Source organism: Mesorhizobium album (assembly GCF_033977205.1).
GTDB lineage: Bacteria > Pseudomonadota > Alphaproteobacteria > Rhizobiales > Rhizobiaceae > Mesorhizobium > Mesorhizobium album.
On the sequence record NZ_JAVIIW010000014.1, the window covers coordinates 25,888 to 51,469 of the forward strand.

The 25,582-nt window shown below is 64.6% G+C and carries 20 protein-coding genes and 1 pseudogene; 10 read left to right on the forward strand and 11 right to left on the reverse strand.

Annotated features, from left to right (window positions below; translation table 11 throughout):
- Positions 1-132: 132 nt before the first annotated feature.
- From RFN28_RS13905 to RFN28_RS13950, 10 genes are all read right to left on the reverse strand, one after another.
- Positions 133-2,802, reverse strand: a complete 2,670-nt coding sequence (locus RFN28_RS13905; RefSeq protein WP_320287905.1) for a nitrate reductase — start codon at positions 2,800-2,802, stop codon at positions 133-135.
- Between the two features lie 3 nt (positions 2,803-2,805).
- Positions 2,806-3,135 carry a nitrite reductase small subunit NirD gene (gene nirD, locus RFN28_RS13910; RefSeq protein ID WP_320287906.1) on the reverse strand — a complete coding sequence of 110 codons (330 nt, stop codon included), beginning with the start codon at positions 3,133-3,135 and terminating at the stop codon, positions 2,806-2,808.
- 211 nt (positions 3,136-3,346) lie between these two features.
- A complete protein-coding gene (gene nirB, locus RFN28_RS13915) occupies positions 3,347-5,797 on the reverse strand; it encodes a nitrite reductase large subunit NirB (protein ID WP_320287907.1) in 2,451 nt (816 codons plus the stop codon).
- 17 nt (positions 5,798-5,814) lie between these two features.
- Complete coding sequence (locus RFN28_RS13920) at positions 5,815-7,116, reverse strand: MFS transporter (protein WP_320287908.1); 1,302 nt, start codon at positions 7,114-7,116, stop codon at positions 5,815-5,817.
- A gap of 64 nt (positions 7,117-7,180) precedes the next feature.
- A complete protein-coding gene (locus RFN28_RS13925; RefSeq protein WP_320287909.1) occupies positions 7,181-7,360 on the reverse strand; it encodes a hypothetical protein in 180 nt (59 codons plus the stop codon).
- Between the two features lie 406 nt (positions 7,361-7,766).
- The gene (locus tag RFN28_RS13930) at positions 7,767-8,564 is read right to left on the reverse strand and encodes an ABC transporter ATP-binding protein (protein WP_320287910.1); all 798 of its coding nucleotides are present in this window, start codon (positions 8,562-8,564) and stop codon (positions 7,767-7,769) included.
- Between the two features lie 10 nt (positions 8,565-8,574).
- On the reverse strand, positions 8,575-9,462 hold the full coding sequence (gene ntrB / locus RFN28_RS13935; protein WP_320287911.1) for a nitrate ABC transporter permease: 888 nt from the start codon (positions 9,460-9,462) through the stop codon (positions 8,575-8,577).
- A gap of 120 nt (positions 9,463-9,582) precedes the next feature.
- Positions 9,583-10,899 (reverse strand): CmpA/NrtA family ABC transporter substrate-binding protein, encoded by a 1,317-nt coding sequence (locus tag RFN28_RS13940; protein ID WP_320287912.1) that lies wholly within the window; start codon positions 10,897-10,899, stop codon positions 9,583-9,585.
- A gap of 344 nt (positions 10,900-11,243) precedes the next feature.
- On the reverse strand, positions 11,244-12,485 hold the full coding sequence (locus RFN28_RS13945; RefSeq protein ID WP_320287999.1) for a CmpA/NrtA family ABC transporter substrate-binding protein: 1,242 nt from the start codon (positions 12,483-12,485) through the stop codon (positions 11,244-11,246).
- A gap of 2 nt (positions 12,486-12,487) precedes the next feature.
- Positions 12,488-13,090: an ANTAR domain-containing response regulator gene (locus tag RFN28_RS13950; RefSeq protein WP_320287913.1), complete on the reverse strand. Its 603-nt coding sequence runs from the start codon at positions 13,088-13,090 to the stop codon at positions 12,488-12,490.
- A gap of 335 nt (positions 13,091-13,425) precedes the next feature.
- Between RFN28_RS13950 and RFN28_RS13955 the strand changes: the two are divergent.
- The 10 genes and pseudogenes from RFN28_RS13955 to otsB form a co-directional block, all read left to right on the forward strand.
- Positions 13,426-13,611, forward strand: a pseudogene (locus RFN28_RS13955) (helix-turn-helix domain-containing protein); the annotation flags it as partial.
- A 227-nt stretch (positions 13,612-13,838) separates the two neighbouring features.
- Positions 13,839-14,906 carry an ABC transporter substrate-binding protein gene (locus tag RFN28_RS13960; protein WP_320287914.1) on the forward strand — a complete coding sequence of 356 codons (1,068 nt, stop codon included), beginning with the start codon at positions 13,839-13,841 and terminating at the stop codon, positions 14,904-14,906.
- Between the two features lie 189 nt (positions 14,907-15,095).
- The gene (locus RFN28_RS13965) at positions 15,096-15,908 is read left to right on the forward strand and encodes an ATP-binding cassette domain-containing protein (RefSeq protein WP_320287915.1); all 813 of its coding nucleotides are present in this window, start codon (positions 15,096-15,098) and stop codon (positions 15,906-15,908) included.
- Positions 15,905-17,158: a sugar ABC transporter permease gene (locus tag RFN28_RS13970; protein WP_320287916.1), complete on the forward strand. Its 1,254-nt coding sequence runs from the start codon at positions 15,905-15,907 to the stop codon at positions 17,156-17,158. The genes RFN28_RS13965 and RFN28_RS13970 overlap by 4 nt, the downstream gene beginning before the upstream one ends.
- Positions 17,159-17,180: 22 nt before the next feature.
- The gene (locus tag RFN28_RS13975) at positions 17,181-17,909 is read left to right on the forward strand and encodes an SDR family oxidoreductase (protein ID WP_320287917.1); all 729 of its coding nucleotides are present in this window, start codon (positions 17,181-17,183) and stop codon (positions 17,907-17,909) included.
- 116 nt (positions 17,910-18,025) lie between these two features.
- Entirely contained in the window at positions 18,026-18,799 is a 774-nt protein-coding gene (locus RFN28_RS13985; RefSeq protein WP_320287918.1) for an L-iditol 2-dehydrogenase, read from the forward strand.
- 91 nt (positions 18,800-18,890) lie between these two features.
- Positions 18,891-19,949, forward strand: coding sequence for a glycosyltransferase family 4 protein (locus tag RFN28_RS13990; RefSeq protein ID WP_320287919.1), 1,059 nt, complete (start codon positions 18,891-18,893; stop codon positions 19,947-19,949).
- A 53-nt stretch (positions 19,950-20,002) separates the two neighbouring features.
- A complete protein-coding gene (locus RFN28_RS13995; RefSeq protein ID WP_320287920.1) occupies positions 20,003-22,165 on the forward strand; it encodes an amylo-alpha-1,6-glucosidase in 2,163 nt (720 codons plus the stop codon).
- Positions 22,166-22,418: 253 nt separating this feature from the next.
- Entirely contained in the window at positions 22,419-24,203 is a 1,785-nt protein-coding gene (locus tag RFN28_RS14000; RefSeq protein ID WP_320287921.1) for an alpha,alpha-trehalose-phosphate synthase (UDP-forming), read from the forward strand.
- Complete coding sequence (otsB, locus tag RFN28_RS14005) at positions 24,200-24,982, forward strand: trehalose-phosphatase (protein ID WP_320287922.1); 783 nt, start codon at positions 24,200-24,202, stop codon at positions 24,980-24,982. Before RFN28_RS14000 ends, otsB begins: the two co-directional genes overlap by 4 nt.
- Before the next feature lie 77 nt (positions 24,983-25,059).
- Here the strand turns inward: otsB and RFN28_RS14010 are convergent, their stop codons facing one another.
- Positions 25,060-25,368 carry a hypothetical protein gene (locus RFN28_RS14010; RefSeq protein ID WP_320287923.1) on the reverse strand — a complete coding sequence of 103 codons (309 nt, stop codon included), beginning with the start codon at positions 25,366-25,368 and terminating at the stop codon, positions 25,060-25,062.
- Between the last annotated feature and the right edge of the window lie 214 nt (positions 25,369-25,582).

Sequence of the window (25,582 nt, forward strand, 5' to 3'; positions counted from 1 at the left end):
GAGCTCGGCGGATGGTTGGATCGGCGTTGGCAATCGCTTCTGCAGGTCACACGACCACGGCTACGCGCCCTCTCTTCACGCCGTCGCCGTTCACACCAGGCAAGAACTGCTCCACGAGCGGTTCCAGGTTTTTTACTCGGCGGCCTGAACGTGTCGGGCGTCGATGATCGCCCTTATCTCGGAGCGGCAGGAACCGCAGTTGGTGCCGGCGCGCAGCGTCGAGCCAATCGCCTCCAGACTGTCGCATCCTGCGGCGACCGCCGAAGCGAGCTGGTTGACGCCGACGTGGAAGCACGAACACACGACCCGCCCAATGGCGGGCACGGGCACGGGCGAGCGCCCCGACAACAGCGCGTGGCGATCGGTGGCCGACAGCGGCTGGCGCGTGGCCAAGAGCGACACCAGCCAGTCCCGCGTCGGCAGTTGGTCGGGAGCGGCGACCAGCAAGGCTTCCGCCATCGCGCCGCCTTCGTCGATGGCCGCGGCGCGATAGGCGAGCCCGCGGCGATCGGTGTATTCCAGGAGATGATCCTGACGTTGGGCACCGAGCAGCTTGCGCGCCAGGAGGATGCCCTGGTCCGGCGGTTCGGCTCCGGTCAGCTCGTAGACCCAGCCGCCCTCGACCGCCAGCCTGCTCCAATGGACGAAGCCTGTCGGCCTCAGATCACGCCGCGTGATCAGCACGCCCGCCCAGCCGGTGTTCTCGCGCACGATCCTTGCCGGGACATGCTTGAGCTCCGGCTGGCCGGAATGCGGGTCGGTCACCGGCGAGGACAGCAGGCCGGCGGCGGCTCTGGCCGCGAACTGGCCGCTCCAATGCATGGGCAGGAAGGCCTGGCCGCGCCGCTGCGTCTCGGCCAGGCGCACCCTTGCCCGGACGAACCCAAAACGCGTCGAAAGATGGGCGAGGTCGCCATCCTTGAGGTGGCGTGCGGCCGCATCCGCCGGATTGAGGTCAACGGTCGGCTCCGGCGCGTTCGCCATCAGGCGCGGCACGTTTCCGGTGCGCGTCATGGTGTGCCACTGGTCGCGCATGCGGCCGGTGTTCAGGGCAAGAGGATAGTCGGCATCGACCGTGAAGGCCGTTGCCTCCTGCCGCACCGGCACGAAACGCGCGCGGCCGTCGGGTGTCGGGAAACGGCCGTCGGCAAACAGTCTTGTTTGGCGCTCGTGCCGCTCCGGCGCGGGCCAGTGGCGTGGCGCGAAGGCGGCGTAGTCCGCGTCGTCGAGGTCAGCCAGGCCGCCGAGGTCGAACAGGCGCTCCCCACCGTTCTCGAAGGCGGAGAGCGCGGCGTGCTCGCGGAAGATGTCGGCCGGCGACTGGTAGGCGAAGGCATCGCCTGAGCCCATGCGGGCGGCGACCTCACAGATGATGCGCCAGTCGGCCTTCGCTTCGCCGGGTGGCGGCAGGAACGGCCGCTGGCGCGAGAGGCACCGTTCCGAATTGGTGACCGTGCCGTCCTTCTCGCCCCAGGCGGCAGCCGGCAGCAGAACGTCGGCATAGCGCGTGGTGTCGGTGCGGGTCACGTCCGAGACGGCGACAAAATCGCATTTGGCGAGCGCGGCGCGCACACGCGAAGCGTCCGGCATCGACACCGCGGGATTGGTGCCCATCACCCACAGGCCCTTGATGCGGCCGTCGGCAACCGCCTGGAACATGTCCACGGCCTTCAGGCCTGCGCGCCGCGCGATCCCGGGCGCCTTCCAGAAGCGGGAGACCCGGTCGATGTTGGCCTCATCCGCGAAATCCATATGCGCGGCAAGCTGGTTGGCCAGGCCTCCAACCTCGCGGCCGCCCATGGCGTTCGGCTGGCCGGTGACCGAGAACGGCCCCGTGCCGGGCCTGCTGATGCGGCCGGTGGCGAGATGGCAGTTGATGATGGCGTTGACCTTGTCGGTCCCGTGCGCTGACTGGTTGACGCCCTGGCTGTAGACGGTGACCGTACGCTCGGTCTCGGCGAAGAGATCGTAGAAGGCCTGGACATCGGCGGCCGCCAGCCCGCAGCCCTTCGCGACGCGCGCGATCGACGGCGCGTCGGCGCCGGCCAGCGCGGCCGCGGCGTCGAAGCCCGACGTATGGTCACGGATGAAATCGGTATCGATCTTTCCGGTCTGGACGAGATGCGCGAGCAGCCCGTTGAACAGAAGCACATCCGTGCCCGGATCGAGGGCCAGGTGCAGGTCGCACTCGTCGGCCGTGGCGGTGCGGCGCGGATCGATGACGACGATCCTGGTCCCATGCTCTCTGCGCGCCGCGAGCATGCGCTGGTAGAGCACGGGATGGCACCATGCGGTGTTGGAGCCGGTGAGCACGATGAGATCGGCGCACTCGAAGTCCTCATAGACGCCGGGAACGATGTCCTCGCCGAAGGCGCGACGGTGGCCGGCGACGGACGACGCCATGCAGAGCCGCGAATTGGTGTCGATGTTGCCCGAGCCGATGAAGCCCTTCATCAGCTTGTTGGCGACGTAATAATCCTCGGTGAGCAACTGGCCGGAGACGTAGAAGGCGACCGAGTCGGGCCCATGCTCGGCAATTGCCTGCGAGAATTTCGCGGCCACGTGGTCGAGCGCTTCGTCCCAGCTTGTCTGCCTGCCGCCGATTTCCGGCTGGAGCAGGCGGCCTTCGAGGCCGAGCGTCTCGGCAAGGGCAGACCCCTTCGAGCAGAGTCGGCCGAAATTGGCCGGATGCTCGGGATCGCCGCGGACGGTCGTCTTGCCGTCCGCGGCGATCTCGGCCAGCACGCCGCATCCCACCCCGCAATAGGGGCAGGTGGTCCTCACCTCGCGTGCCTCTGCCATGCCTCAGGCCGCTTTCGAGGCCAGCGCTTCAAGCGCGATGAAAAGCCGTTCGCCGTCGACCCTGACCGGGATCGTCCGCGCCGAACCTTCGTCGGCGCCGAGCGCCTTGCCCGTCTCCAGCGAGATCACCCAATTGTGCAGCGGGCAGGTCACCGCCGCGCCATGGACGATGCCTTGGCTGAGCGGCCCGCCCTTGTGCGGGCAATGGTCTTCGATGGCGAAGACCTGGTCGTGCGCCGTGCGGAAGACAGCGATCTTGCCTTGCGGCGTTGCAACGCACCGCGCGCCGCGCGGTGGAATGTCCGAGAGGGAGCCGATTGCGATCCAGTTCATTTGGCTGCCTTTGCTTGAAAGGAATCCGCCCGGGCACCCCCCTCTGTCCTGCCGGCCGTCTCACCCTCAAGGGGGGAGATTGGCAGTGTCGTCGACGGCACCCATCGAGCGGCGTTGGAGGTTGGCGAAGGCCATTGTGACATCTGATCTCCCCCCTTGAGGGGAAGATGGCCGGCAGGCCAGAGGGGGGTGAATGGCGCAAACATCTCCATCACTCCGCCGCCTCGGCGAATCCCACCGAGGCCATCGGCCGGAACTCATGCTTGTCCTTGCCGGAGACACGCTCCGACCACGGGTCGACCTGCGCGAATTTTTGGCTGAAGACGAAGCGCTCGAAATAGGCGCGGCGCTTCTCGACGTCGTCCAGGATCTGCCGTTTGATCTCGGCGGTGCCAACGCGCTTGGCCCATTTGTAGATGCGCTCCAGATAGCGGGCCTGCTCGCGATACATCTGGACGAGCGCCACGATCACCTCCAGCGCCTCGTCTTCGGTCTTGACCAGACCGAGCACTTCGGTGCCCTTGATGTCGAGACCCGCCGCGCCGGCGAAGTGGATCTCGTAGCCACTGTCGACGCACACCACGCCGACATCCTTGCAGGTAGCTTCCGCGCAGTTGCGCGGGCATCCCGACACCGCCATCTTCACCTTGGCCGGCGTCCACGAACCCCACATGAACTTCTCGATACGGATACCGAGACCGGTCGAATCCTGCGTGCCGAAACGGCACCAGTCGGAGCCGACGCAAGTCTTCACCGTGCGCAGGCCCTTGGCATAGGCATGGCCGGAGACGAAGCCGGCCTTGCCGAGATCGGCCCACACCGCCGGCAGGTCTTCCTTGCGGATGCCCAGCATGTCGATGCGCTGACCGCCGGTCACCTTCACGGTCGGGATGCGGAACTTGTCGACCACGTCGGCGATGGCGCGCAATTCGCCGGCGCTGGTCACCCCGCCCCACATGCGCGGCACGACCGAATAGGTGCCGTCCTTCTGGATGTTGGCGTGCACGCGCTCGTTGATGAAGCGCGACTGATAGTCGTCGGCATATTGATCCGGCCAATCGCAGACGAGATAGTAGTTGAGCGCCGGCCGGCACTTGGCGCAGCCGCAGGAGGTCTTCCATTCAAGCTCCTGCATGACTGCCGGTATAGTCTTCAGCTCCTTCGCCTTGATTAGGCGCCGCACATCGTCGTGGCCGAGGCTCGTGCAGCCGCACATGGGCTGCACCGCCGCCGGATTGTAGGCCTCGCCCAGCGTGAGCTTCAGGAGCTGCTCGACGAGACCGGTGCACGAGCCGCAGGAGGCCGAGGCCTTAGTGTGGGCGCGCACGTCGTCGAGGCCGGTCAGCCCCTTACCGGTGATCGCGCCGGTGATCTTTCCCTTGCAGACGCCGTTGCAGCCGCAGATTTCCGCATCATCCGCCAGTGCCGCAACGGCCGCCAAAGGGTCCGAGGAAGCGCCTCCCTGGAACGCCTGGCCGAAGATCAGCGTGTCGCGCATCTCCGAGATGTCGGTCGCCTTCTTCTTGAGGTCGTTGAACCAGGCGCCGTCTGCGGTCTCGCCGAACAGCACCGTGCCGATGATGCGGTTGTCCTGCAGCACGACGCGCTTGTAGATGCCTGCGGATGCGTCGCGCAGGATGATCTCCTCACGATCGTCGCCATCAGCGAAGTCACCCAGCGAGTAGAGGTCGATGCCGGTGACCTTGAGCTTGGTCGGCGTGTCGGAGTGGACGAAGCGCTTGTCCTCGCTGTCCGTGAGCCTGGCAGCCGCGACGCGGGCCATCTCGTAGAGCGGTGCGACCAGCCCGTAGACATGGCCGCCGACCTCCGCGCATTCGCCGAGCGCCATGATCGCCGGATCGGACGTCTGCATGCGGTCGTCGACGACGATGCCGCGATTGACCTCCAGCCCGGCTTCCTTGGCCAAGGCGCTGTTCGGGCGGATGCCGACCGCCATCACGACAAGCGTTGCCGGGATGATCGTGCCGTCCATGAGCTCGACGCCCTCGACCTTGCCATTGCCGAAAATGGCCTTGGTGTTGGCCTTGGTCATGACCTTGATGCCGCGTGACTCAACGGCCTTCTGCAGCAGGTAGCCTGCGGCCGGGTCGAGCTGGCGTTCCATGAGCGTCGGCATGACGTGGAGGACGGTGACGTCCATGCCGCGTTCTTTGAGACCGGCCGCGGCTTCGAGGCCGAGCAGGCCGCCGCCGATGACGATCGCCTTGGCGCGCGACTGCGCGGCGAGCAGCATGGCGTTGACGTCGTCGAGGTCGCGATAGCTGAGCACGCCAGGCAGATCCTTGCCGGGTACCGGGATGATGAAGGGCACCGAGCCGGTGGCGATGACCAGCCTGTCGTAGCTCTCGGTCACGCCATGGTCCGAGGTGACGGTCTTCGCGTCCCTGTCGATGGCGACGATCCGGTGACCCTTGTAGAGGGTGATACCGTGCTTGATGTACCAGCCGTCGCCGTGGATGACGATTTCCTCGAATTCCTTCTCGCCCGAGAGCACCGGCGACAGCATGATGCGGTCGTAGTTCACGCGCGGCTCGGCGTTGAAGATGGTGACGCTGTAGCGGTCGGGCGCGGCTTCCAGCAGGTGCTCGAGCATCCTGCCTGGCGCCATGCCGTTGCCGATGATGACGAGTTTTTCGCTCATGTCCGATCAGCTCCGATCTATTCGGCGGCGTAGGAAAGGGACGCGGTCTTGACCTCGGCCGCGCGCTCCATCCTGCGGACGGTCACGTGCATCCAGACCAGGCACGAGACCACGATGAGGAAAAGCAGCATGAAGCAGCTCGACCAGACGCCGGCGAGGTCGTTCAGCGCGCCGAAGGCGATCGGCAGGATGAAGCCGCCGAGGCCGCCGATCATGCCGACGACGCCGCCGACCGCGCCGACACTTTGCGGATAGTAGACGGGTATGTGCTTATAGACGGCGGCCTTGCCGAGGCTCATGAAGAAGCCGAGCACGAAGGCGACAGCGATAAAGGCGAGCGGGCCGATCTCGAAGTGGAAGGGGATCGGCCCGCTGATGCCGCGCACGACATAGTCTGCCGAGGGGAGAGACAGAACGAGGGTCGCGACGGCACAGACGCTGAAGGTCGAGTAGAGCACGGTGCGGGCACCGATGCGGTCGGAAAGCACGCCGCCATAGGCGCGGAAGATGCTTGCCGGAATTGAATAGGCGGCGCCGACCATGCCGGCGGTGGCGATGCCGAAGCCGTAGACGCCGATGAGGTAGCGCGGCAGCCAGAGCGACAGCGCCACGAACGCACCGAAGGAGAAGAAGTAGTAGAAGGCGAAACGCCAGACCTGCAGGTTCTTCAGCGGCGCGAATTCCTGCCAGAAGCTTTTCGTCGGCGCCGCCTTGCCGGCGCGGCGCTCTCGGATGACCGGATCGTCGCTGGTCGTGAGCCAGAACACGGCGGCCATGACGACCAGCGCCGCGGCCCAGATCAGCGCGACGGACTGCCAGCCCCAGGCAAGCAGCACGAGCGGCGCCAGGAATTTGGTGACTGCGGCGCCGACATTGCCGACGCCGAAAATGCCAAGCGCGGTGCCCTGTTTTCCGGTCGGGAAGAAGCGCGAGACATAGGCGACGCCGACGGCAAATGAGCCGCCTGCAAGCCCGACACCGAGCGCTGCGACCAGCATCTGTTCATAGGTGTGCGCAAAGGCGAGCAGGAAGGTCGCGACCGCCGCAGCGAGCATGGTCATGGTGTAGACCAGACGGCCGCCATAGCGGTCGGTCCAGACGCCGAGCACGATGCGCACGAGCGAGCCGGTGAGGATCGGCGTGCCGACGAGCAGGCCGAACTCGGTCTCGTTCAGGCCGAGTTCCTGCTTTATGCGCACGCCGATGATGGAGAAGATCGTCCACACCGCAAAGCACACGGTGAAGGCGATGGTGGACATGACGAGCGCCTGCCGGGAACTGCTGTCCTGGCTTTGCGCGACTGGGTGGTTTGCGGTCATGATCGGCTCCGGTTTGCGGCGTGGGACGCGCCGCGTGTTGTGTTGATCAGAGGCGCGGCATCGGTCAGCGCGGCGAGACCGGGATCTGCGCGGTTACTTGCGGACCCTTGCCTTCTGTTTCGTGGCTGACGGGAAACAGCAGCAGTGCGGCGATGAACAGCGCCGCCGTCAGCGCGCTGCTCGCCAGGACATCGCGACGGGTGAAATCCTTCAGTGAAGCGCCAGTTCCGATCCGTTTCGTCATCGTCGTCTCCGGTTGGTGCCGCTTGGGATCGGCGCCATCGATCGCGTGTTCGGGTCCAAAACAAAAAAGCTGCCGTCCAGGCCTCTCGCGTCCGTACATCCGGGATCGCGCTTTGACCTGAGCGGCAGCTTTGCCTGTGGCGCCCGCCATTGGACGCCGTGTCTCTTGGCCCTTGCGGGCCTACATTCTAACAATCAAGAAGCGTGCCAATTCGGCAGCTCTCTAAATTATCGAATAAAATCAATGTGAATCCGTAGCCGTGCGATTATTGATCATGCCCAGCGGCGGATCAAAGATTAGTCAGAATGCCTCGCATGGCAGCATAATATTTGTGCAGTGCGGCAGGTTGCCCATTGTCGATGCAGATTGCCCATTGCCGATTACGACGAGTTTTTCGGTCATGGCGCTACTCCGCAGCTTCGACGAAGCGATGGCGTTCATAGAGGAACTTCAACACGGCCTCGCGGCTGCGCAGAAAGGTGCGGTCGGATGCAAGCTCGATGCGCCGGCGCGGGCGGGCGAGCGGCACCGAAAGCACCTCGCCGATGGTGGCCGCCGGGCCGTTGGTCATCATCACGATGCGATCGGACAGAAGCACCGCCTCATCGACGTCGTGGGTGATCATGATCATGGTCGAGCCCAGCCTGGCATGGATGTCCATCACCGCATCCTGGAGGTGAGCGCGGGTCAGCGCGTCGAGCGCGCCGAACGGCTCGTCGAGCAGAAGGATCTTTGGTTCCATGGCGAGGGCGCGGGCGATGCCGACGCGCTGCTTCATGCCGCCGGAAATCTCGGCCGGACGCTTGTCCTTGGCATGCGCCATCTGCACGAGGTCGAGATTGCGCATGATCCAGTCATGCCGCTCTGCCCGGCTTTTTGTCCGACCGAAAACCTTGGACACGGCAAGGTTGATGTTCTCGTAGACGGTGAGCCAGGGCAGCAGCGAGTGGTTCTGGAACACCACGGCGCGCTCCGGTCCGGGGCTGTCGACCTCCTTGTCCTCGAGCAGCACGGCACCCTTGGAAACCTTGGTCAGCCCGGCAATCAAGTTGAGCAAGGTCGACTTGCCGCAGCCGGAATGGCCGATGATGGAGACGAACTCGCCGGCGTCGATGGTGAGCCTGATGTCCTTCAGCACCTCGCTGAACTGGCCGCCACGGACGAAGGATTTGTCGATATGGTCGAGCTTCAGATAGGCGGTCATCTTGGCCTCCTCACTTTGCCGTTGTGCCGCGGGTGACGAAGGCGCCGGCCGCTGCGACCAGCCGGTCGAGGCAGAAGCCGGTGACGCCGATATAGACGAGGGCGACGATGATGTCGGGCAGCCGCGACGAGTTCCAGGCGTCCCAGATGAAGAAGCCGATGCCGACGCCGCCGGTGAGCATCTCGGCGGCCACGATGGCGAGCCAGGACAGCCCGATGCCGATCCTTAGACCCGTGAAGATGTAAGGCGCGGCGGCCGGCACCATGATCTTGATGAAGAATTCGAGCTGGTTGAGCCGCAGGATGCGGGCGACGTTGCGGTAGTCCTCGGGGATGTTGCGGACGCCGACGGCGGTGTTGATGATCACCGGCCAGATCGAGGTGATGAAGATCACGAACAGCGCCGACGGGTTGGAGTCGCGGAAGGCCGCGAGCGACAGCGGCAGCCAGGCGAGTGGCGGCACGGTGCGTAGGATCTGGAACACCGGGTCGAGGCCGCGCATCGCCCAGACCGACTGGCCGACGAGCGCGCCCAGCGCCACGCCGACCGCCGCCGCCATGCCGAAGCCGATGGCGACGCGCTGCAGCGAGATCAGCACCCGCCAGGCAAGGCCGATATCCTGCGGGCCGTTGTCGAAGAACGGGTGCGCGATCAGGTCATAGGCCTCGTTCCACACCTGGCTCGGCGGCGGCAGGCTGGCCGTCGGCGACGCGCAAGCCACCTGCCAGACGACGAGCAGGATAAGGATGACGACGGCCGGCGGGACCAGCGCCGTCGCCAGCCGGCCGGCGATGGCCAGCGGGTCGATGCGCCTCGCCTTGGCGGTGAAGGCGATCACCTTGGCTGGCTTTGCCGGAAACGCCTTCACCCTGGTGTCCTCGATGGGTTGGATGGACATGTCGCAGAAAAACTCGGTTGGGCAGTCCGGTGGAGCGACAACGGCGCTAGCGCCGTTGCGCTTGGGTTGCGCTGCGACAAACGGCGCAATGCGCCGTTTGCGCTTGAGGCACCCTCGCACTTAAGCTGACGTCTTGATCTTCAGGCTGTTGAGATAGGCCGACGGGTTGGCCGGATCGAAGGTCTTGCCGTCGAAGAAGGTCTCGACGCCGCGCGAGGGTGATGCCGGAATCTCGTTTGCGGCGACGCCGAGATCCTTCGCCGCCTCGCGCCAGAGATCCTCGCGGTTGACCTGGTCGACCAGCGCCTTGATGTCGGTGGTCGGCGCGAACTTGCCCCAGCGGATATTCTCGGCGAGGAACCAGGCATCATGGCTCTTGAAGGGATAGGAGACGCCGCCCTTCCAGAACTTCATGTAGAGGTCGGTGCCCTTGGCGACGCGGTCGTTGCCGTAGTTGATGTCGCCCTTGAGGCGGCCGATGATGTCGGCGACCGGCACGTTCATCCACTGCCGCTTGCCGATGATCGAGGCCATCTCCTGCTTGTTCTCCATGGCCTCGCACCATTGCTGGGCCTCCATCACGGCCATCAGGATCGCCTTGGTGGCGTTGGGGTATTTCTCGATGAAGGCGGCGCGCAGGCCAAGCGCCTTTTCCGGATGGCCCTTCCAGAGCTCGCCCGTGGTCGCGGCGGTGAAGCCAATGCCCTGGTGGACGAGCTGCTCGTTCCACGGCTCGCCGACGCAGAAAACATCCATGTTGCCGACCTTCATGTTGGCCACCATCTGCGGCGGCGGCACGACGATGGTCGAGACGTCCTTGTCGGGGTCGATGCCGCCGGCGGCCAGCCAGTAGCGTATCCAGAGATCATGCGTGCCGCCCGGGAAGGTCATCGCGGCCTTGACTTCCTTGCCGGCTGCCTTCTTGGCGGCGAAGGCTTCCTTCAGTTTGGAAGCGTCGAGGCCGACGCCGGTTGCGGCGTATTCCTGCGCCACCGAAATGCCCTGGCAGTCGTAGTTCAGCCGCGCCACGATCGCCATTGGCATCGGCTGGTTGTTCTGCGTTACCTTGCCGGTTTGCATGAGGTAGGGCAGCGGCGTCAAAATATGGGCGCCGTCAATGCCGTTGGCATCGCCGCCGAGCATCAGATTGTCGCGCGTCGCGCCCCAGGAGGCCTGCTTCAGCACCTCGACATCGGGCATGCCGTATTTGGCGAACAGCCCCTTCTCCTTGGCGATCATCAGGGGTGCCGCGTCGGTCAGCGCGATGAAGCCGAGCTTGGCGCCGGTCACCTCGGGCGCGGTGGTCGCCGCATAGGCGCCGGAGGGAAGCAGCTTGCGTGCCGCCACGAGCAGCCCCGCCGTCAGGGCGCTGCTGGCAAGGAAGTCGCGCCGCGTCATGTCCTTCAGCGTCGTTCCAGTTCCGATCCGTTTCGTCATCGTCAGCTCCTTTGGGACCAGCGCGTCGATTGCGTGTTCGATCAAAACAAAAAAGCTGCCGGCCAAGCCGCGCGCGTCCGTCCATCCGGGATCGCGTATCGACCTGAGCGGCAGCTTTGCCTGTGGCGCCCGCCATTGGACGCCTGTTCCGTGACTCCTGGGAGCCTGCCTACTGCAAAGCAGGAACTGTGCCAGTTTCGGATTGGGTGAAAAACACCAATTGAATCAATTATATGTTACAATGGTTTGCGCGTCGGCCAGCAAGGCGAGCAGGACAAAGATTGTTCATTAGCGCAAGCGCACGCATAATTATTGTGCAATGCACAAGGATGGCGCAAAAATAATCAGGCCTGGATCTCGCCGGAATTCTGGCCGGTAATATAGGCGTCGATGCGGTCCGGATCGAAGATCTGGCCGTCGAAGAATCCATCCGGGCCGAGCACAAGGCTTGCCCCCGCCGAACCGACAGGCGTCGCGGTCTTCAGCGCGCCTTCGACCTTGGCATTGGCGCCGGGCAGGGCCACGCCAAGCGGCTTCAACGCCGAGCGGTAAAGGTCGGGCCGATAGCAGTCGCGGGCGATGGCCAGGTTTTGCGGCGTATGCGGCAATTGTCCCCAGCGCACCATCTGCGTGTAGAACCAGAGCGCGTGGCTCTTCCAGGGAAAGTTCGCCGCCTTGTCGAAGGGCAAGAAGAAATCCTCGACGCTGCGCTCCGCACCCCCGCCGAGCTGAAGGCGTCCGGTGAGCGCCGGCATCTGGATCGCCTCCTGCTGCCCGAGGAAGGCGGGCCTCGCCATCAGCGCCGCCAACTCGCCGCGGTTCGCCGGATCCTGGCACCAGCGGGCGGAACGATGCAACGCCCTCAGCAGCGCCGCCAGCGCGTCCGGGTTGTCCTCGGCCCACACCTTGCGCACGCCGATCACCTTTTCCGGGCTGTTGCGCCAAAGCAGCGCCTTGAGGGTGACGATGTGGCCGGTGCCGGCGGCGACTGCGGCGCTGTTCCAGGGCTCGCCGACGCAATAGCCGTCGATGCGGCCGGCGGCCAGGGCGTCGGTCATGAAGGGCGGCGGCACGATGACGATCTCGATATCGCGGTCGGGATCTATGCCGCAGGCGGCGAGCCAATAGCGCAGCTCGTAATTGTGCCCGGAATGCGGGTGCACGACGGCGAAACGCAGCGGCTCGCGGCGGCCGGCGGCAGCCCGCTCGCGGATCAGCGCGCCGAGCGCGGCGCCGGCACGCGCCGGATCGAGATCGGGCGAGGCGCCGTTCGCCGCCATGCCTTCCCATACCGGATTGGAAACCGTGACGCAGTTGCCGCCGAGCCCGAGCGAGAAGGGTACGATGGTTTCCGACGCAAGCGGCGTGAGGCCAAGGCTGCAGGCCAGCGGCATCGGCCCAAGCATATGGGCGACGTCGAAATGGCCGATGGCGATGCGGTCGCGGATGTTGGCCCAGGAGGTCTCGCGATGCAGCTTGAGCTCGATGCCCTCGCGCGCGGCAAAGCCCATCTCGCCGGCCGCGACCAGGACGGCGCTGTCGAAGAGGGGCATGAAGCCGGCAGTGATCTCGTGCATCGCTTCCATGCTCATTCGCCCTCCAGCGGTCCCAGCAATCCCGCCGCCGTCACCAGGCTCTGGGCGATCTCGGCGATCTTGCGGTTCTGGTTCATGGCGGTCTTGCGCAGAAGCGCGTAGGCAGCCTCCTCGCTCAAGCCGCGCGACTTCATCAATATGCCCTTTGCCCGATCGACGACCTTGCGGTTCTCCAGCTCGCTGCGTGCTTCTTCCAATTCGCGCGCCATGCGCGAGAAGGCATTGAAGCGGCTTATCGCCATGTCGAGGATCGGCTTGATGCGCTCCTTCTTCAGCCCATCGACCACATAGGCGGACACGCCGGCATCGACCGCCGCCTCGATCGAAGCCTGGTCGGAGCGGTCGACGAACATGGCGATCGGACGTTTCACCGCGCGCGAAAGCTGGAACATGTTCTCCAGCATGTCGCGGTTGGGATTTTCGAGATCGATGACGATGACATCCGGCTCCAACTCGGCGATGCGCTTGGCGATGCCTGCCACGTCATGAACCACGGTGACATGGCGATGGCCGGCATCCCGCAATCCGGCCTCGATGATCGAGGCGCGGATGCGGTTCTCATCGATAACAAGAATGGTCAACGAACCGGCCGCCATGCCTCTATTGTGCAGTCGGCCCGCAATTGTGCAATGCGGTAGTGTGGCCGAAAGCGAACTTTGCTGCACCCGGTGGATCGTGGCTTATCCCGATGCTCGAGCCGCCGGATTTTCGAAGACACGTCCTTCGCTGGCTCAGAACAGTCAAAAAAGTATCGGTCGGCGCAGCGTGGCGAGGTGGCGGACGTCCTTGGCCGCCTCTATCGTGACCCTAGATGAGCCGGAACAAACGGCCGCGGTTCGAAGGCTGAAAGCATCCCGACAGCCTCCGGGAGGAAGCAATGGGACACGATCTGAAAGTCGCCGAGCTCGGGGCCATTCCCTCGTTGCTCGACCGCATCTATCTGGCCTGCCAGATGCTGATGAGCGACGAGCAGGCTCAGACATCGGAGACCTGCTTCGAGGTCGGCTTCAACAATCTGTCGAACTTCAACCGCCAGTTCGTGGCCGAGAAGGGCATGCCGCCTTCGCAGTGCAGGCGAACGGTTGTGGGCAATTTTGCGGCTCCATGCGCCGCATAGAAAGGAGTTGGGAGGAGAAACAAGCCTTAAGTAACAAATAGGACGAAGCGATGGGGTCGCGCAAGCGAACCAGCGATGGACGAGTATTTCCTCGTGTCGTGCCAGCGGGAGGAAGCCGTTAGGCTGCTGCACGAGTTCGCTAGACTTCCGATCGGGCGGTGCGAGCAGACATCCGCAGCCTGATGTCGGGGTCTATTACACTAAACAACGGGAATGGAGAAGACCTTATGTCCAGATACATGTCCAGATTGACCGCAGCCGCTTTGGCCGTCTCAGGCCTCGCTCTCGGCGCGACGTTTTCCAATGCGCAGGATATTGCCGGTTCCACGGTCGCGTTCCTGATGCCCGACCAGGGCTCGACGCGTTACGAGGAGCATGATCATCCGGGCTTCGTCGCCGAGATGAAGAAGCTCTGCGACAGCTGCAAGGTGCTCTACCTCAACGCCGACGCCGATGTCACCAAGCAGCAGCAGCAGTTCAATTCGGTCATCACCCAGGGTGCCAAGGTGGTCGTGCTCGATCCGGTGGACTCCGCAGCGGCAGCGTCGCTGGTGCACAACGCGCAGGCCCAGGGCGTCAAGGTCATCGCCTATGACCGTCCGATCCCCGACGCCAAGGCCGACTTCTATGTGTCGTTCGACAACAAGGCCATCGGCAAGGCGATCGCCGCCTCGCTGGTCGAGCATCTCAAGGCCAAGGGCATGTCGAGCGACGGCGATGTCGGCGTGCTGCAAATCAACGGCTCCCCGACCGACGCCGCCGCGGGCCTGATCAAGGACGGCATCCATGAGGGCCTGAAGACCGGCAGCTACAAGACGCTCGCCGAATTCGACACGCCGAACTGGGCGCCGTCGAATGCGCAGCAATGGGCAGCGGGGCAGATCTCGCGCTTCGGCAACAAGATCGTCGGCGTGGTCGCCGCCAATGACGGCACGGGCGGCGGCGCCATTGCCGCGTTCAAGGCAGCCGGCGTCGATCCGGTGCCGACGGTGACGGGCAACGACGCCACCATCGCCGCATTGCAGCTCATCATTGCCGGCGACCAGTACAACACTATCTCGAAGCCGAGTGAAATCGTAGCCGCGGCTGCGGCGAACGTTGCGGCGCAGCTTCTCAAGGGCGAGACCCCGAAAGCCGAGACGAAGCTCTACGACACGCCCTCGAAGCTCTTCGTACCGGCGGTCGTGACGCAGGAGAACCTCAAGGCCGAGATCATCGACAAGAAGATCCAGACCGCAGCCCAGCTCTGCACCGACCGCTACGCCGAAGGCTGCAAGAAGCTCGGCATTGAATAAGGAGCGATGCCGCCCTGGCGGCATCGTCTTCAATAAGCGATGCCGCTGGCGGCATCGTCTTCGGCGACGCGACCCAGCTGCGTCGCCGGCGATATGCCCGGCACGCGCCAAGGCGACAGCCGGGTATGTCCGGCCGCTCCCTCCTGGCGGCCGGACATACCGACCAAAACGCGGGAAGAGAGACAGCCCATGGCAATACCCGACGCGCCGTCCACGACAAGCCGCCCGCCAGTGCTCAGCCTGCGCGGCATCTCGAAGAATTTCGGAGCGGTGTCGGCACTCACCGATGTCGATCTCGACATCAACGCCGGCGAGATCGTTGCGTTGGTCGGAGACAACGGCGCCGGCAAGTCGACGCTGGTGAAAATCCTCGCCGGCGCACATATGCCGAGTTCCGGCTCGATCACTTTCGACGGCCAGCCGGTGACGCTTGCCAATCCCGCCGCGGCGCTGAAGCTCGGCATCGCCACCGTCTTCCAGGACCTGGCGCTCTGCGAAAATCTCGATGTCGTGGCCAACATCTTCCTCGGCCGCGAACTCCACCCTCTTCGCCTCGATGAAGTCTCGATGGAGGTCCGCGCCTGGACGCTGCTCAACGAGCTCTCCGCGCGCATTCCCAGCGTACGCGAGCCGGTGGCATCGCTGTCGGGCGGCCAGCGCCAGACGGTCGCGATCGCCCGCTCGCTGCTGATGGAGCCGAGGGTCATTCTGCTGGACGAGCCGACCGCGGCGCTGGGCGTCGCGCAGACGGCAGAGGTGCTGAACCTCATCGAGCGCGTGCGCGATCGCGGGCTGGGCGTCGTCATGATCAGCCACAACATGGAGGACGTGCGCGCCGTGGCCGACCGCATCGTGGTGCTGAGGCTCGGCCGCAACAACGGCATCTTCCTGCCCGGCGCATCCAACCAGGAGCTGGTCACCGCGATTACCGGCGCCGACGACAATGCGGTCTCTCGGCGCGGCAGGCGCACGGCCGAGAAGGCGCAAGGAGAACGGCCATGACGACGGCTTCCGACCGCAATCCCGGCGCGCTGCTCGATCGCAGCGACGAGCGGCTGAAGGACCGCAGCGGTGCCAAGGGCGCCGTCAAGGGCTTTCTCGACCGCGTCCGCTCCGGCGATCTCGGCTCGCTGCCCGTGGTTGTCGGGCTGGTGCTGATCTGCACCATCTTCCAGACGCTGAATCCGGTGTTCCTGTCGCCGAACAATCTGGTCAACCTTTTGTTCGACTGCTCGACCGTCGGCATCATCTCGCTCGGCATCGTATGCGTTCTGATGGTCGGCGAGATCGACCTCTCGGTCGGTTCCGTCAGCGGGCTGTCCTCGGCGCTGCTCGGTGTGCTGTGGGTGCAGTGGGGCTGGCCGGTCGCGCTTGCCATCGTCGCGGCCATGGCGGTCGGGTTCGTAATCGGCTGCGTCTATGCGCTGCTGCTCAATCGGCTCGGCATGCCGAGCTTCGTGTCGACGCTGTCCGGCCTGCTCGCCTTCCTCGGGCTGCAGCTCTACATCCTCGGACCGACCGGCTCGATCAACCTGCCTTACGACTCGCCGCTGGTGAATTTCGGCCAGCTGCTGGTGATGCCGCATTGGGTATCGCACACGCTGGCCGTGGTGCCCGGCGTGCTTGCCCTGGCTCTCGGCTACCGCAAGGCGCAGCGCCGCCAGGCCGCCGGATTGTCGTCGCGTTCGTTTGGCGGGCTTCTGTTCCAGGCCGTGGTGATCACGCTGGTGCTCGAGCTGGTGACCTACTACCTGAACCTGTCGCGCGGCGTGCCGTGGATGTTCGCGCTGTTCGTCGGCCTTGTCGTGGCGATGAACTACGCGCTGAAGCGGACCCAGTGGGGCCGCTCGATGACCGCCGTCGGCGGCAACCGCGAGGCGGCGCGGCGCGCCGGCATCAATGTGCGTCTGATCTATGCCAGCGCCTTCGCGCTCTGCGCCACACTGGCGGCCACCGGCGGGCTGCTGTCGGCCGCACGGCTTGCCAGCTCCAGCCAGCAGGCCGGTACCGGCGACGTCAACCTCAACGCCATCGCAGCAGCCGTCATCGGCGGCACCAGCCTGTTCGGCGGCCGTGGCAGTGCCTATTCGGCGCTGCTCGGCATCATCGTCATCCAATCCATCGCAAGCGGCCTGACGCTGCTCGATCTGTCATCCTCGCTCCGGTACATGATCACCGGCTGCGTCCTGGCTATCGCGGTCATCGTCGATTCTCTCGCCCGCCGCTCGCGTGTTTCACACGGCCGCGCCTGACGGCTTATCGAAGAGGATCGCAATGTCTGAAAGTCTTTCCGGCAAGGTTGCCGCAATCACTGGTGCTGCCTCGGGCATCGGGCTGGAATGCGCCCGTACCATGCTTGCCGCCGGCGCAAAGGTCGTCCTGGTCGATCGGGCCGAGGATCGGCTGAAGGAACTTGTCGCGGAGCTCGGCGACAATGCTTGCGCCGTGGTCACCGACCTGCTCGAGCCGGCTAGCGTCAATCGCATGATGCCTGAGATCCTGGAAAAGGCGGGCCGGCTCGACATCTTCCATGCCAATGCCGGCGCCTATGTCGGCGGCGAGGTGGCATCCGGCGACCCCGACCAGTGGGACCGGATGCTCAACCTCAACATCAACGCGGTGTTCCGCACCGTACACGCCGTGCTGCCGCATATGATCGAGAAGAAGAGCGGCGACATCATCATCACCAGTTCCGTGGCCGGCTTCGTTCCCGTGGTCTGGGAGCCGATCTATACCGCCTCGAAATTCGCCGTGCAGGCCTTCGTCCATACAGTTCGCCGCCAGGTGCTCAAGCACGGCATCCGCGTCGGCGCGGTCGCGCCCGGCCCCGTGGTGACGGCGCTGCTGAGCGACTGGCCGAAGGCCAAGATGGAAGAGGCGCTTGCCGCCGGCAGCCTGATGGAGCCGAAGGAAGTGGCCGATGCCGTGCTCTTCATGCTGACGCGGCCGCGCAACGTCACCATCCGCGACCTCGTCATCCTGCCGCAGAGCGTGGATATCTGAGCCTTCCGAAGAAGTTGCGGCGGCGGCGCTTTTGCTGTGCTCTCCTGCTTCGGGCCACGTGACCGGCGAGATGCTGGTCATCGATGGCGGCCACACCGCGCTGAGACAGGAGAGCTGTGATGAAACTGAAGGACAAGGTCGCCGTCGTGACCGGCGGCGCGCAAGGCATCGGGGCGGCCATCGTGCGCGGCTTCGCCGCGGAGGGCGCTCAAGTCGTCATCGCCGACGTGGGCGCAGACAAGGCGGACGCGCTGGCGCGGGAGCTGGGCAGTCAGGCTTCCGCTATCCGGCTCGACGTGCGCGATCTTGCTTCGATCGAAGCGATGGTCGATTCGGTGACAAGGACACATGGCGGCATCGACATCCTGGTCAACAACGCCGCCGTCTTCGACATGGGGCCGCTTCTGGAAATTTCGGAAGAGAGCTTTGACCTTCAATTCTCCGTCAATGTGAAAGGCCTGTTGTTCACCCTGCAGGCGGTTGCCAAGCACATGGTCGCGCAAGGGCGCCGCGGCAAGATCATCAATATGGCCTCGCAGGCAGGCCGGCGCGGCGAGGCGCTGGTCGCGGTCTATTGCGCGACCAAGGCAGCCGTGATCAGCATCACGCAATCGGCAGGCCTCGCGCTCATCAAGCACGGCATCAACGTCAACGGCATTGCGCCGGGCGTGGTCGACACGCCGATGTGGGACCAGGTCGACGCGCTGTTCGCGCGCTACGAGAATTTGCCGATCGGCGAGAAGAAGCGGCAGGTCGGGCTGGCGGTGCCGGCAGGACGCATGGACGATCCCGACGACTATCGGGGCGCGGCCGTCTTCCTGGCCTCGAGCGATTCCGACTACGTCGTGGCGCAAACGCTCAATGTCGACGGCGGCAACTGGATGAGCTGACCGGCCGAAGCGACAGGACCTCTGCGGCGATTGCGAGGAACGATCTGGCGGTTGGCGCATTTTGGTTCCCATCAACAGTTTGAGGGAATCCATGCGCATTGCCCATGTCGCGCCGCTTTACGAATCGGTCCCTCCGAGATTCTATGGCGGCACCGAGCGCATCGTCTCCTATCTCACCGAAGCGCTGGTGGAACTGGGGCACGATGTGACGCTGTTCGCGAGCGGCGACAGCGAGACCTCGGCGCGGCTGGTGCCCGGGCGCGACCAGGCGATCCGTCTCGATCCGCGGCCGAAGAAATCGGAGATCGCGGCGCATCTGGCGATGCTTGCCGACGTGCGCGAGCGGGCCGGCGAATTCGACGTCATCCACTTTCACCTCAGCCATTTCGCGCATTTTCCGTTCTTCGAGCATATGGCGGGACGAACGGTGACGACGCCGCATGGCAGGCTCGACTATGTCGACCTGGCGCCGGCCTACAAGCGCTTCCCGCGCTTTCCGATGATCTCGATCTCGCATAGCCAAAAGCGCGGCTTGCCCGATGCCAACTGGGTTGCGACGATCCATCACGGGATTCCGGTCGATGCCTATCAGCCCACCTATGACTTATCGGGCGAAGAGCCGTATCTAGCCTTCCTCGGGCGCCTTTCGCGCGACAAACGGCCGGACCGCGCCATCGAGATCGCGCGGCGTTGCGGGCTGAGGCTGAAGTTGGCGGCCAAGATCGGCGACGACGACCGCGCCTATTTTCACGACGAGATCGAGGCGCTCATCGACGGCGACCGCGTCGACTATGTCGGCGAGATCGCGGAGGACAAAAAAGCGGCGTTTCTCGGCAATGCCGCGGGCCTCCTGTTTCCCATCGACTGGCCCGAGCCGTTCGGCCTCGCCCCGGTCGAGGCCATGGCCTGCGGCACGCCGGTGATCGCCTGGGATTGCGGTGCCTTGCCGGAGATCATAGATCATGGTGTGACAGGCTTCGTCGTTGATACTGTCGAACACGCGGCCGCTGCGATGCCAACCCTCCTCAAACTCGACAGGCGGCAGGTGAGGGCGGTCTTCGAAAAGCGGTTTTCGGTCGCCAGGATGGCGCGTGACTACCTTGCCGTCTATGCGCGCCTGATTGGTGCCCATCAGGCAAAGGCTTCCTAAACGCTATTGTCTCGGCAATTGCAGTGGGGGGCGCAGCAACGAAGAGGTTGCGAATGATGGAACTCGACGAGCGCAAGCTCGATCCCGCCGTGGCCCTTGCCTCGTTGGACGAAACGGCGCCACGGGAGCCGCATCGGCTATTTGCCCTCAAACAGGGCGACTGCTTTGCCGTCACGGACGCCTATGGCGACATCAGGGGCGCTGGTGACGGTTTCTTTCGCGACGATACACGCGTCCTGTCCGAGTTCCGCCTGACCGTCGGCGGCCGGCAGATGTCGCTGCTTGGCGCCTCGCTCAGCCAGGATAATGTGCTGTTCACCAGCAACCTGACCAACTTGCCGATCCAGAGCGCCGCCGGCCGCGACATTCCGCAAGGGGCGATCCATATCGAGCGCGTCAGGCTGATCTGGCAGGACCGGCTGTTCGATCGCATCACGCTTTCCAACTACAGCCGCGAGCACTCAACGATTGTCGTTTCGCTGCATTTCGCCGCCGACTTCCGCGACATGTTCGAGGTGCGCGGCTCGACACGGCCGCGGCGCGGAACCGTCCATGTCGCCAAGACCGACAAGGCGTCGGTGCTGCTCGGCTATGACGGTCTCGACGGTTTGCCGCGCATGTCGGCGATTTCTTTTTCGCAGGCCCCCGACAAATTGAGCGACAATCGCGCCGACTTCCTGGTCGCGGTCACCAAGCGCAGCAGCAAGGTGCTCTATGTCGAAGTCGGTCCGGAGGTCGCCGAGACACCCGGACGCGACCGCTTCCGCGCCGCCGCGGCCCGCGCCCGCTTCGGCATGCGCGCCAAGCGCCGGCATGGCGCCACGGTGTGGAGCTCCGGCCGCGTCTTCAACGACTGGGTCGAGCGCGCCCGCGCCGATGTCGCGCTGCTCACCACCGAGCTCCCGACCGGGCCCTATCCCTATGCCGGCATCCCCTGGTTCTCGACGGCCTTCGGTCGCGACGGCGTGATCTCGGGGCTGCAGATGCTCTGGCTCAATCCCGGCCTGGCGCGCGGCGTGCTGGCATTTCTTGCCGAGCATCAGGCGAAGGAGACGTCGCCCTTCATCGATTCCCAGCCGGGTAAGATCATGCACGAGACGCGCAAGGGCGAGATGGCGGCGCTGCGCGAGCTCCCCTTCGGCCGCTATTATGGCGGTGTCGACACGACCCCGCTCTACATTCATCTCGCCTGCGCCTATGCCGACCGCACCGGCGACATGGCCTTCATCGACACGCTCTGGCCGTCGCTCAAGGCGGCCGCCGAATGGACGGTAGAGGCAAGCCGGGCGACCGGTTTCGTCACCTATCAGCGCGCGGCCGCGTCCGGCCTTGCCAATCAGGGCTGGAAAGACAGCATCGACTCGGTCTTCCATGCCGACGGTCGCATGCCCAAGGGACCGATCGCGCTGGTCGAGGTGCAGGGCTATGTCTTTGCCGCCTATCGAGGCCTTGCCGCGCTCGCGCGCCGCCGCGGCGAATTCGCCGATGCCGAGCATTGGGAGAACCGTGCGGAGGAAATGCGGCAGGCCGTCGAGCGCGATTTCTGGATCGACGATCTCAACTTCTACGCCCTTGCCATCGACGGCGAGGGCCAGCCCTGCAAGGTGCGAACGTCGAACGCCGGGCATCTGCTCTATGTCGGGCTGCCGCAGCCGGAGCGCGCCAAGGTCGTCGCCGACCAATTGCTGTCGGCCTCCTTCCATTCTGGCTGGGGGCTGAGGACGCTCTCCGACGACGCGATCTTCTTCAACCCGATGTCCTATCACAACGGCTCGATCTGGCCGCACGATACGGCGCTCTGCGGCGTCGGCCTGGCGCGCTACGGCGAGCGCGACGGTGTCGTGCGGCTGATGAGCGGCACCTTCGAGTCTGCGGTGCATTTCAACATGCGGCTGCCGGAATTGTTCTGCGGCTTCATCAGGGCGCCGGGCGAGGCGCCGATCGCCTATCCCGTCGCCTGCCTGCCGCAGGCCTGGTCGGCGGGCTCCACCTTCATGCTGATGCAGGCCTGCCTCGGCGTGGAAATCGATGGCTGGGATGGCGAAATTCGCGTCACGCGTCCAAGGCTGCCAAACGGCATCGACATGCTCACGCTCCGACACTTGAGCGTCGGCAAAACAGCTGTGGACCTCACATTCCAGCGCGTCGGCGACCGAGTCGTTGCCTTCCTCGCTGATCGGCATGAGGGCATGGTGCCGCTTATCGTGCGCACTTAGAGCGGTTCAGCGTTCCGGAGGATCGCCGAACCGCTCCAATTACCTGTTGTTACGCAATTCCGGGCGGAAACCGCTGCACACTTTTCCTGGCATTGCGCCCGAGCAGAGTTCGGCAAGTACGCGTTCAACAATCGAAAAATGTCGGAACCGACGACCGCTTTATGCGTTTGCCAACTTGGACCGGCCTACCGCTCCGCAGCCGGCAAGAACGAAAAACAAAAATAGCGGACAGCCGGAGGCAGCCTGGCATTCAATGATACAATATGGCGTAGACCTTTTGTGGGTTCTCATCTTATTAAGTTTCGGACTTTCCGCTCTCGCAGTCTTTGTTTCAATATTCCGGCACCGCCGTCAGCGTTCGAGGACGGCGAGCATGCCGGCTTCTGGTGACGATGTCGCTTCGGAGGCGGCGCGCAAGGTGCTGCGCGAATTCGAAAAGAACGGGCAGTCGGTCGACGCCGCGCTGGTCACCTGGTCGCCGGAGACGCTGCGCAAGATCCTCACCGAGGATCTGCCGGACGCGCAGGTCATCGTAGTCTCCAACCGCGAGCCTTACATCCACAACGAAAAGAACGGTGAGGTCGAACTGGTCGTGCCTGCGAGCGGACTCGTCGCGGCGCTCGAGCCGATCACGCGCGTCTGCGCCGGCACATGGATCGCCTATGGCGGCGGCAGTGCCGACCGCGAAGTGGTCGACAGCAACGACCGGGTGCAGGTGCCGCCCGGCAATCCGTCCTACACGCTGCGCCGGGTCTGGCTGACGGACGAGGAATATCAGGGCTACTATCTCGGCTTTGCCAATGAAGGCCTGTGGCCGCTCTGCCATATCGCCTTCACCCGTCCGATCTTCCGCGATTCCGACTGGGAGGCCTACGAGGCCGCCAACCGCAAATTCGCCGATACGGTGGTCGCCGAGGCCCGCAACGAACGGCCGATCGTGCTGGTCCAGGATTACCACTTCGCGCTTCTGCCGCGCATGATCCGCGAGCGCCTGCCGGATGCGATCGTCATCACCTTCTGGCACATTCCGTGGCCGAATTCGGAGGTGTTCAGCATCTGCCCGTGGCGCGAACGCATCCTCGACGGACTGCTCGGCAGCTCGATCATCGGCTTCCACACGCAATTCCACGCCAACAATTTCACCGAAAGCGTCGACCGCTTCATGGAGAGCCGGATCGAGCGCGCGGACGCCGCCGTGTCGTATGGCGGCCAGACGACGCTGGTGCATGCCTATCCGATCTCGATCGAATGGCCCGTCGAGCTGCTGAAGACCCTGCCTTCGGTCGAGCAATCCCAGCGACACATCCGCGAGCGGTTCGGCATTCCGGCCGATGCCAAGCTCTGCGTAGGCGTCGAGCGTCTCGACTACACCAAAGGCATCCTCGACCGCTTCCACGCGCTGGAGGAGCTGTTCATCCGCCATCCCGAAACGATCGGCAAGGTGGTCTTCCTGCAGATCGCGGCGCCCAGCCGGGGCACGCTGCCGGCCTACAAGCAACTGCATGAGGAATGCCTGCGCTATGCCGAGGAGCTCAACGAGCGCTATGGCAGCGAGACGTATCGCCCCGTCGTGCTGGTGGCGGAGCATCATTCGCAGAAGCACGTCTACGAAATCTATCGGGCTGCCGACATCTGCCTGGTCACCAGCCTGCATGACGGCATGAACCTCGTCGCCAAGGAATTTGTTGCCTCTCGCGACGACGAGCAGGGTGTGCTCCTGCTCAGCACCTTCGCCGGCGCCTCGCGCGAGCTTCTGGAAGCGCTGATCGTCAATCCTTACGATGCGGCGATGATGAGCGAGACCATGCTGCAGGCACTCACCATGGGACCGGAAGAGCAGCATGAGCGCATGCGGCGGATGCGCGAGATCGTTCGCGACAACAATGTCTACCGCTGGGCCGGCAGCATGCTGCTCGACGCGGCGCGGCTGAGGAAGCGCGACGAGCTCGACCGGGTCACGGCTTTATCCGACCGGTCGGTGAATGGCGACAATGTCGTCTCCATGTTCGAACGCAGGCAGGCAGTCGGTTACCGATGAACACACAGGCAGATTTGACGCCACGGCTTCCCGAAGGGCGGTGGGCGCTCTTCCTCGACATCGACGGCACCTTGCTTGAGCACGCGGCCCATCCGGACAGCGTGTCGGTCAGCGAGGAACTGCACCGGCTCCTTGAGACGATCGAACGCCGGCTTGACGGAGCGCTCGCCTTCATCACCGGCCGCTCGATCGCCGCCGTCGACCGCCTGTTCGATCCCTTGAAGCTGCGGATCGCCGGCCTCTACGGGCTGGAACACAGGCTGACGCCGGATGGGCAGATCGAAGCCGCTGACGAGCCGGCCGATATGGCGGCGCTCGCAGACGAGATCGAGTTGGAGCTGGCGAGCAAGGCCGTCTATGTCGAGCGCAAGGGTCCGGTGCTCGCCATCCATACGCGGGCGGCGCCGCATCTTCTGGCGCGCGCGGCGGAACTGGTCGAGGCGGCGCTTGCCCGCCTGCCGGAAGGCTACAGGGTCATCGCGGGTAACGCGGGGGTCGAACTGATGCCGCTCGAAGCCGCCAAGGGCGCCGCGATCCGGCGCTTCATGCAGCTCGATCCCTTCAGCGGCCGGCGTCCGGTTTTCCTCGGCGACGATACGTCGGACGAGAACGGCTTCGACACCGTCAATGCCGCAGGCGGAATCTCGATCCGCGTGAAGCCGCAGGGCGAGACCGCAGCGCGTTTCGCCATCGCCGACGTCGCCAGCGCGCTCGCCTGGCTCGAGGCGAATTTCGGGGATCCGGCCGAACAGAGGGCCGGCAACGATCTTTTCGCTTGAACCTGCCCAAAGCGGGAATACCGCATGTCAACAGCCCCGGTGTGGGGCCGTTGGCATCTAAGATTGCTGTAACGCGGCTATTTGCTGCCGCCGTTCGCCTTCACGCTGCTGCAGAATTCCGGATGCGTGTTGGTTGCGTTGGCATTCTTCGCCTCGTCGTCGCAGGCCGCCGCAATCAATTTCTGATCCGCTGGCGTCAGCGCCTTCCACGCCCTGGTGAATTCGTCGCTGCTGCGCATCTTCTTCATGGTGGAGTCGGTATAGAAAGGCTGCATCTTGGCCGGATCGTCGAGCGCCGACGTGCCGGCGCCGGACGCGGCGGCGAACGCGGAGCCGGCAACCATCGAAAGCGCCATCGCGCCGAAGCAGATCATCTTGACGTTCATGACATAGACCTCCTGTTACTCTGGATCGTTCAAGAAGCGATTACGTCACCAACGGCAGGTCCGGATTAAAGTTCCTTGATGGCTATCCAACACAGAATACGATTCTGAAAATTTCGCCGTGATGATCGAAATTTTCCCGCTGGCCGCAAAAATTTGGTCGCATTGCGTTCGGGTGCAATCGTCAGCGGGACGCCACCGGTGCCGTCTGACTATA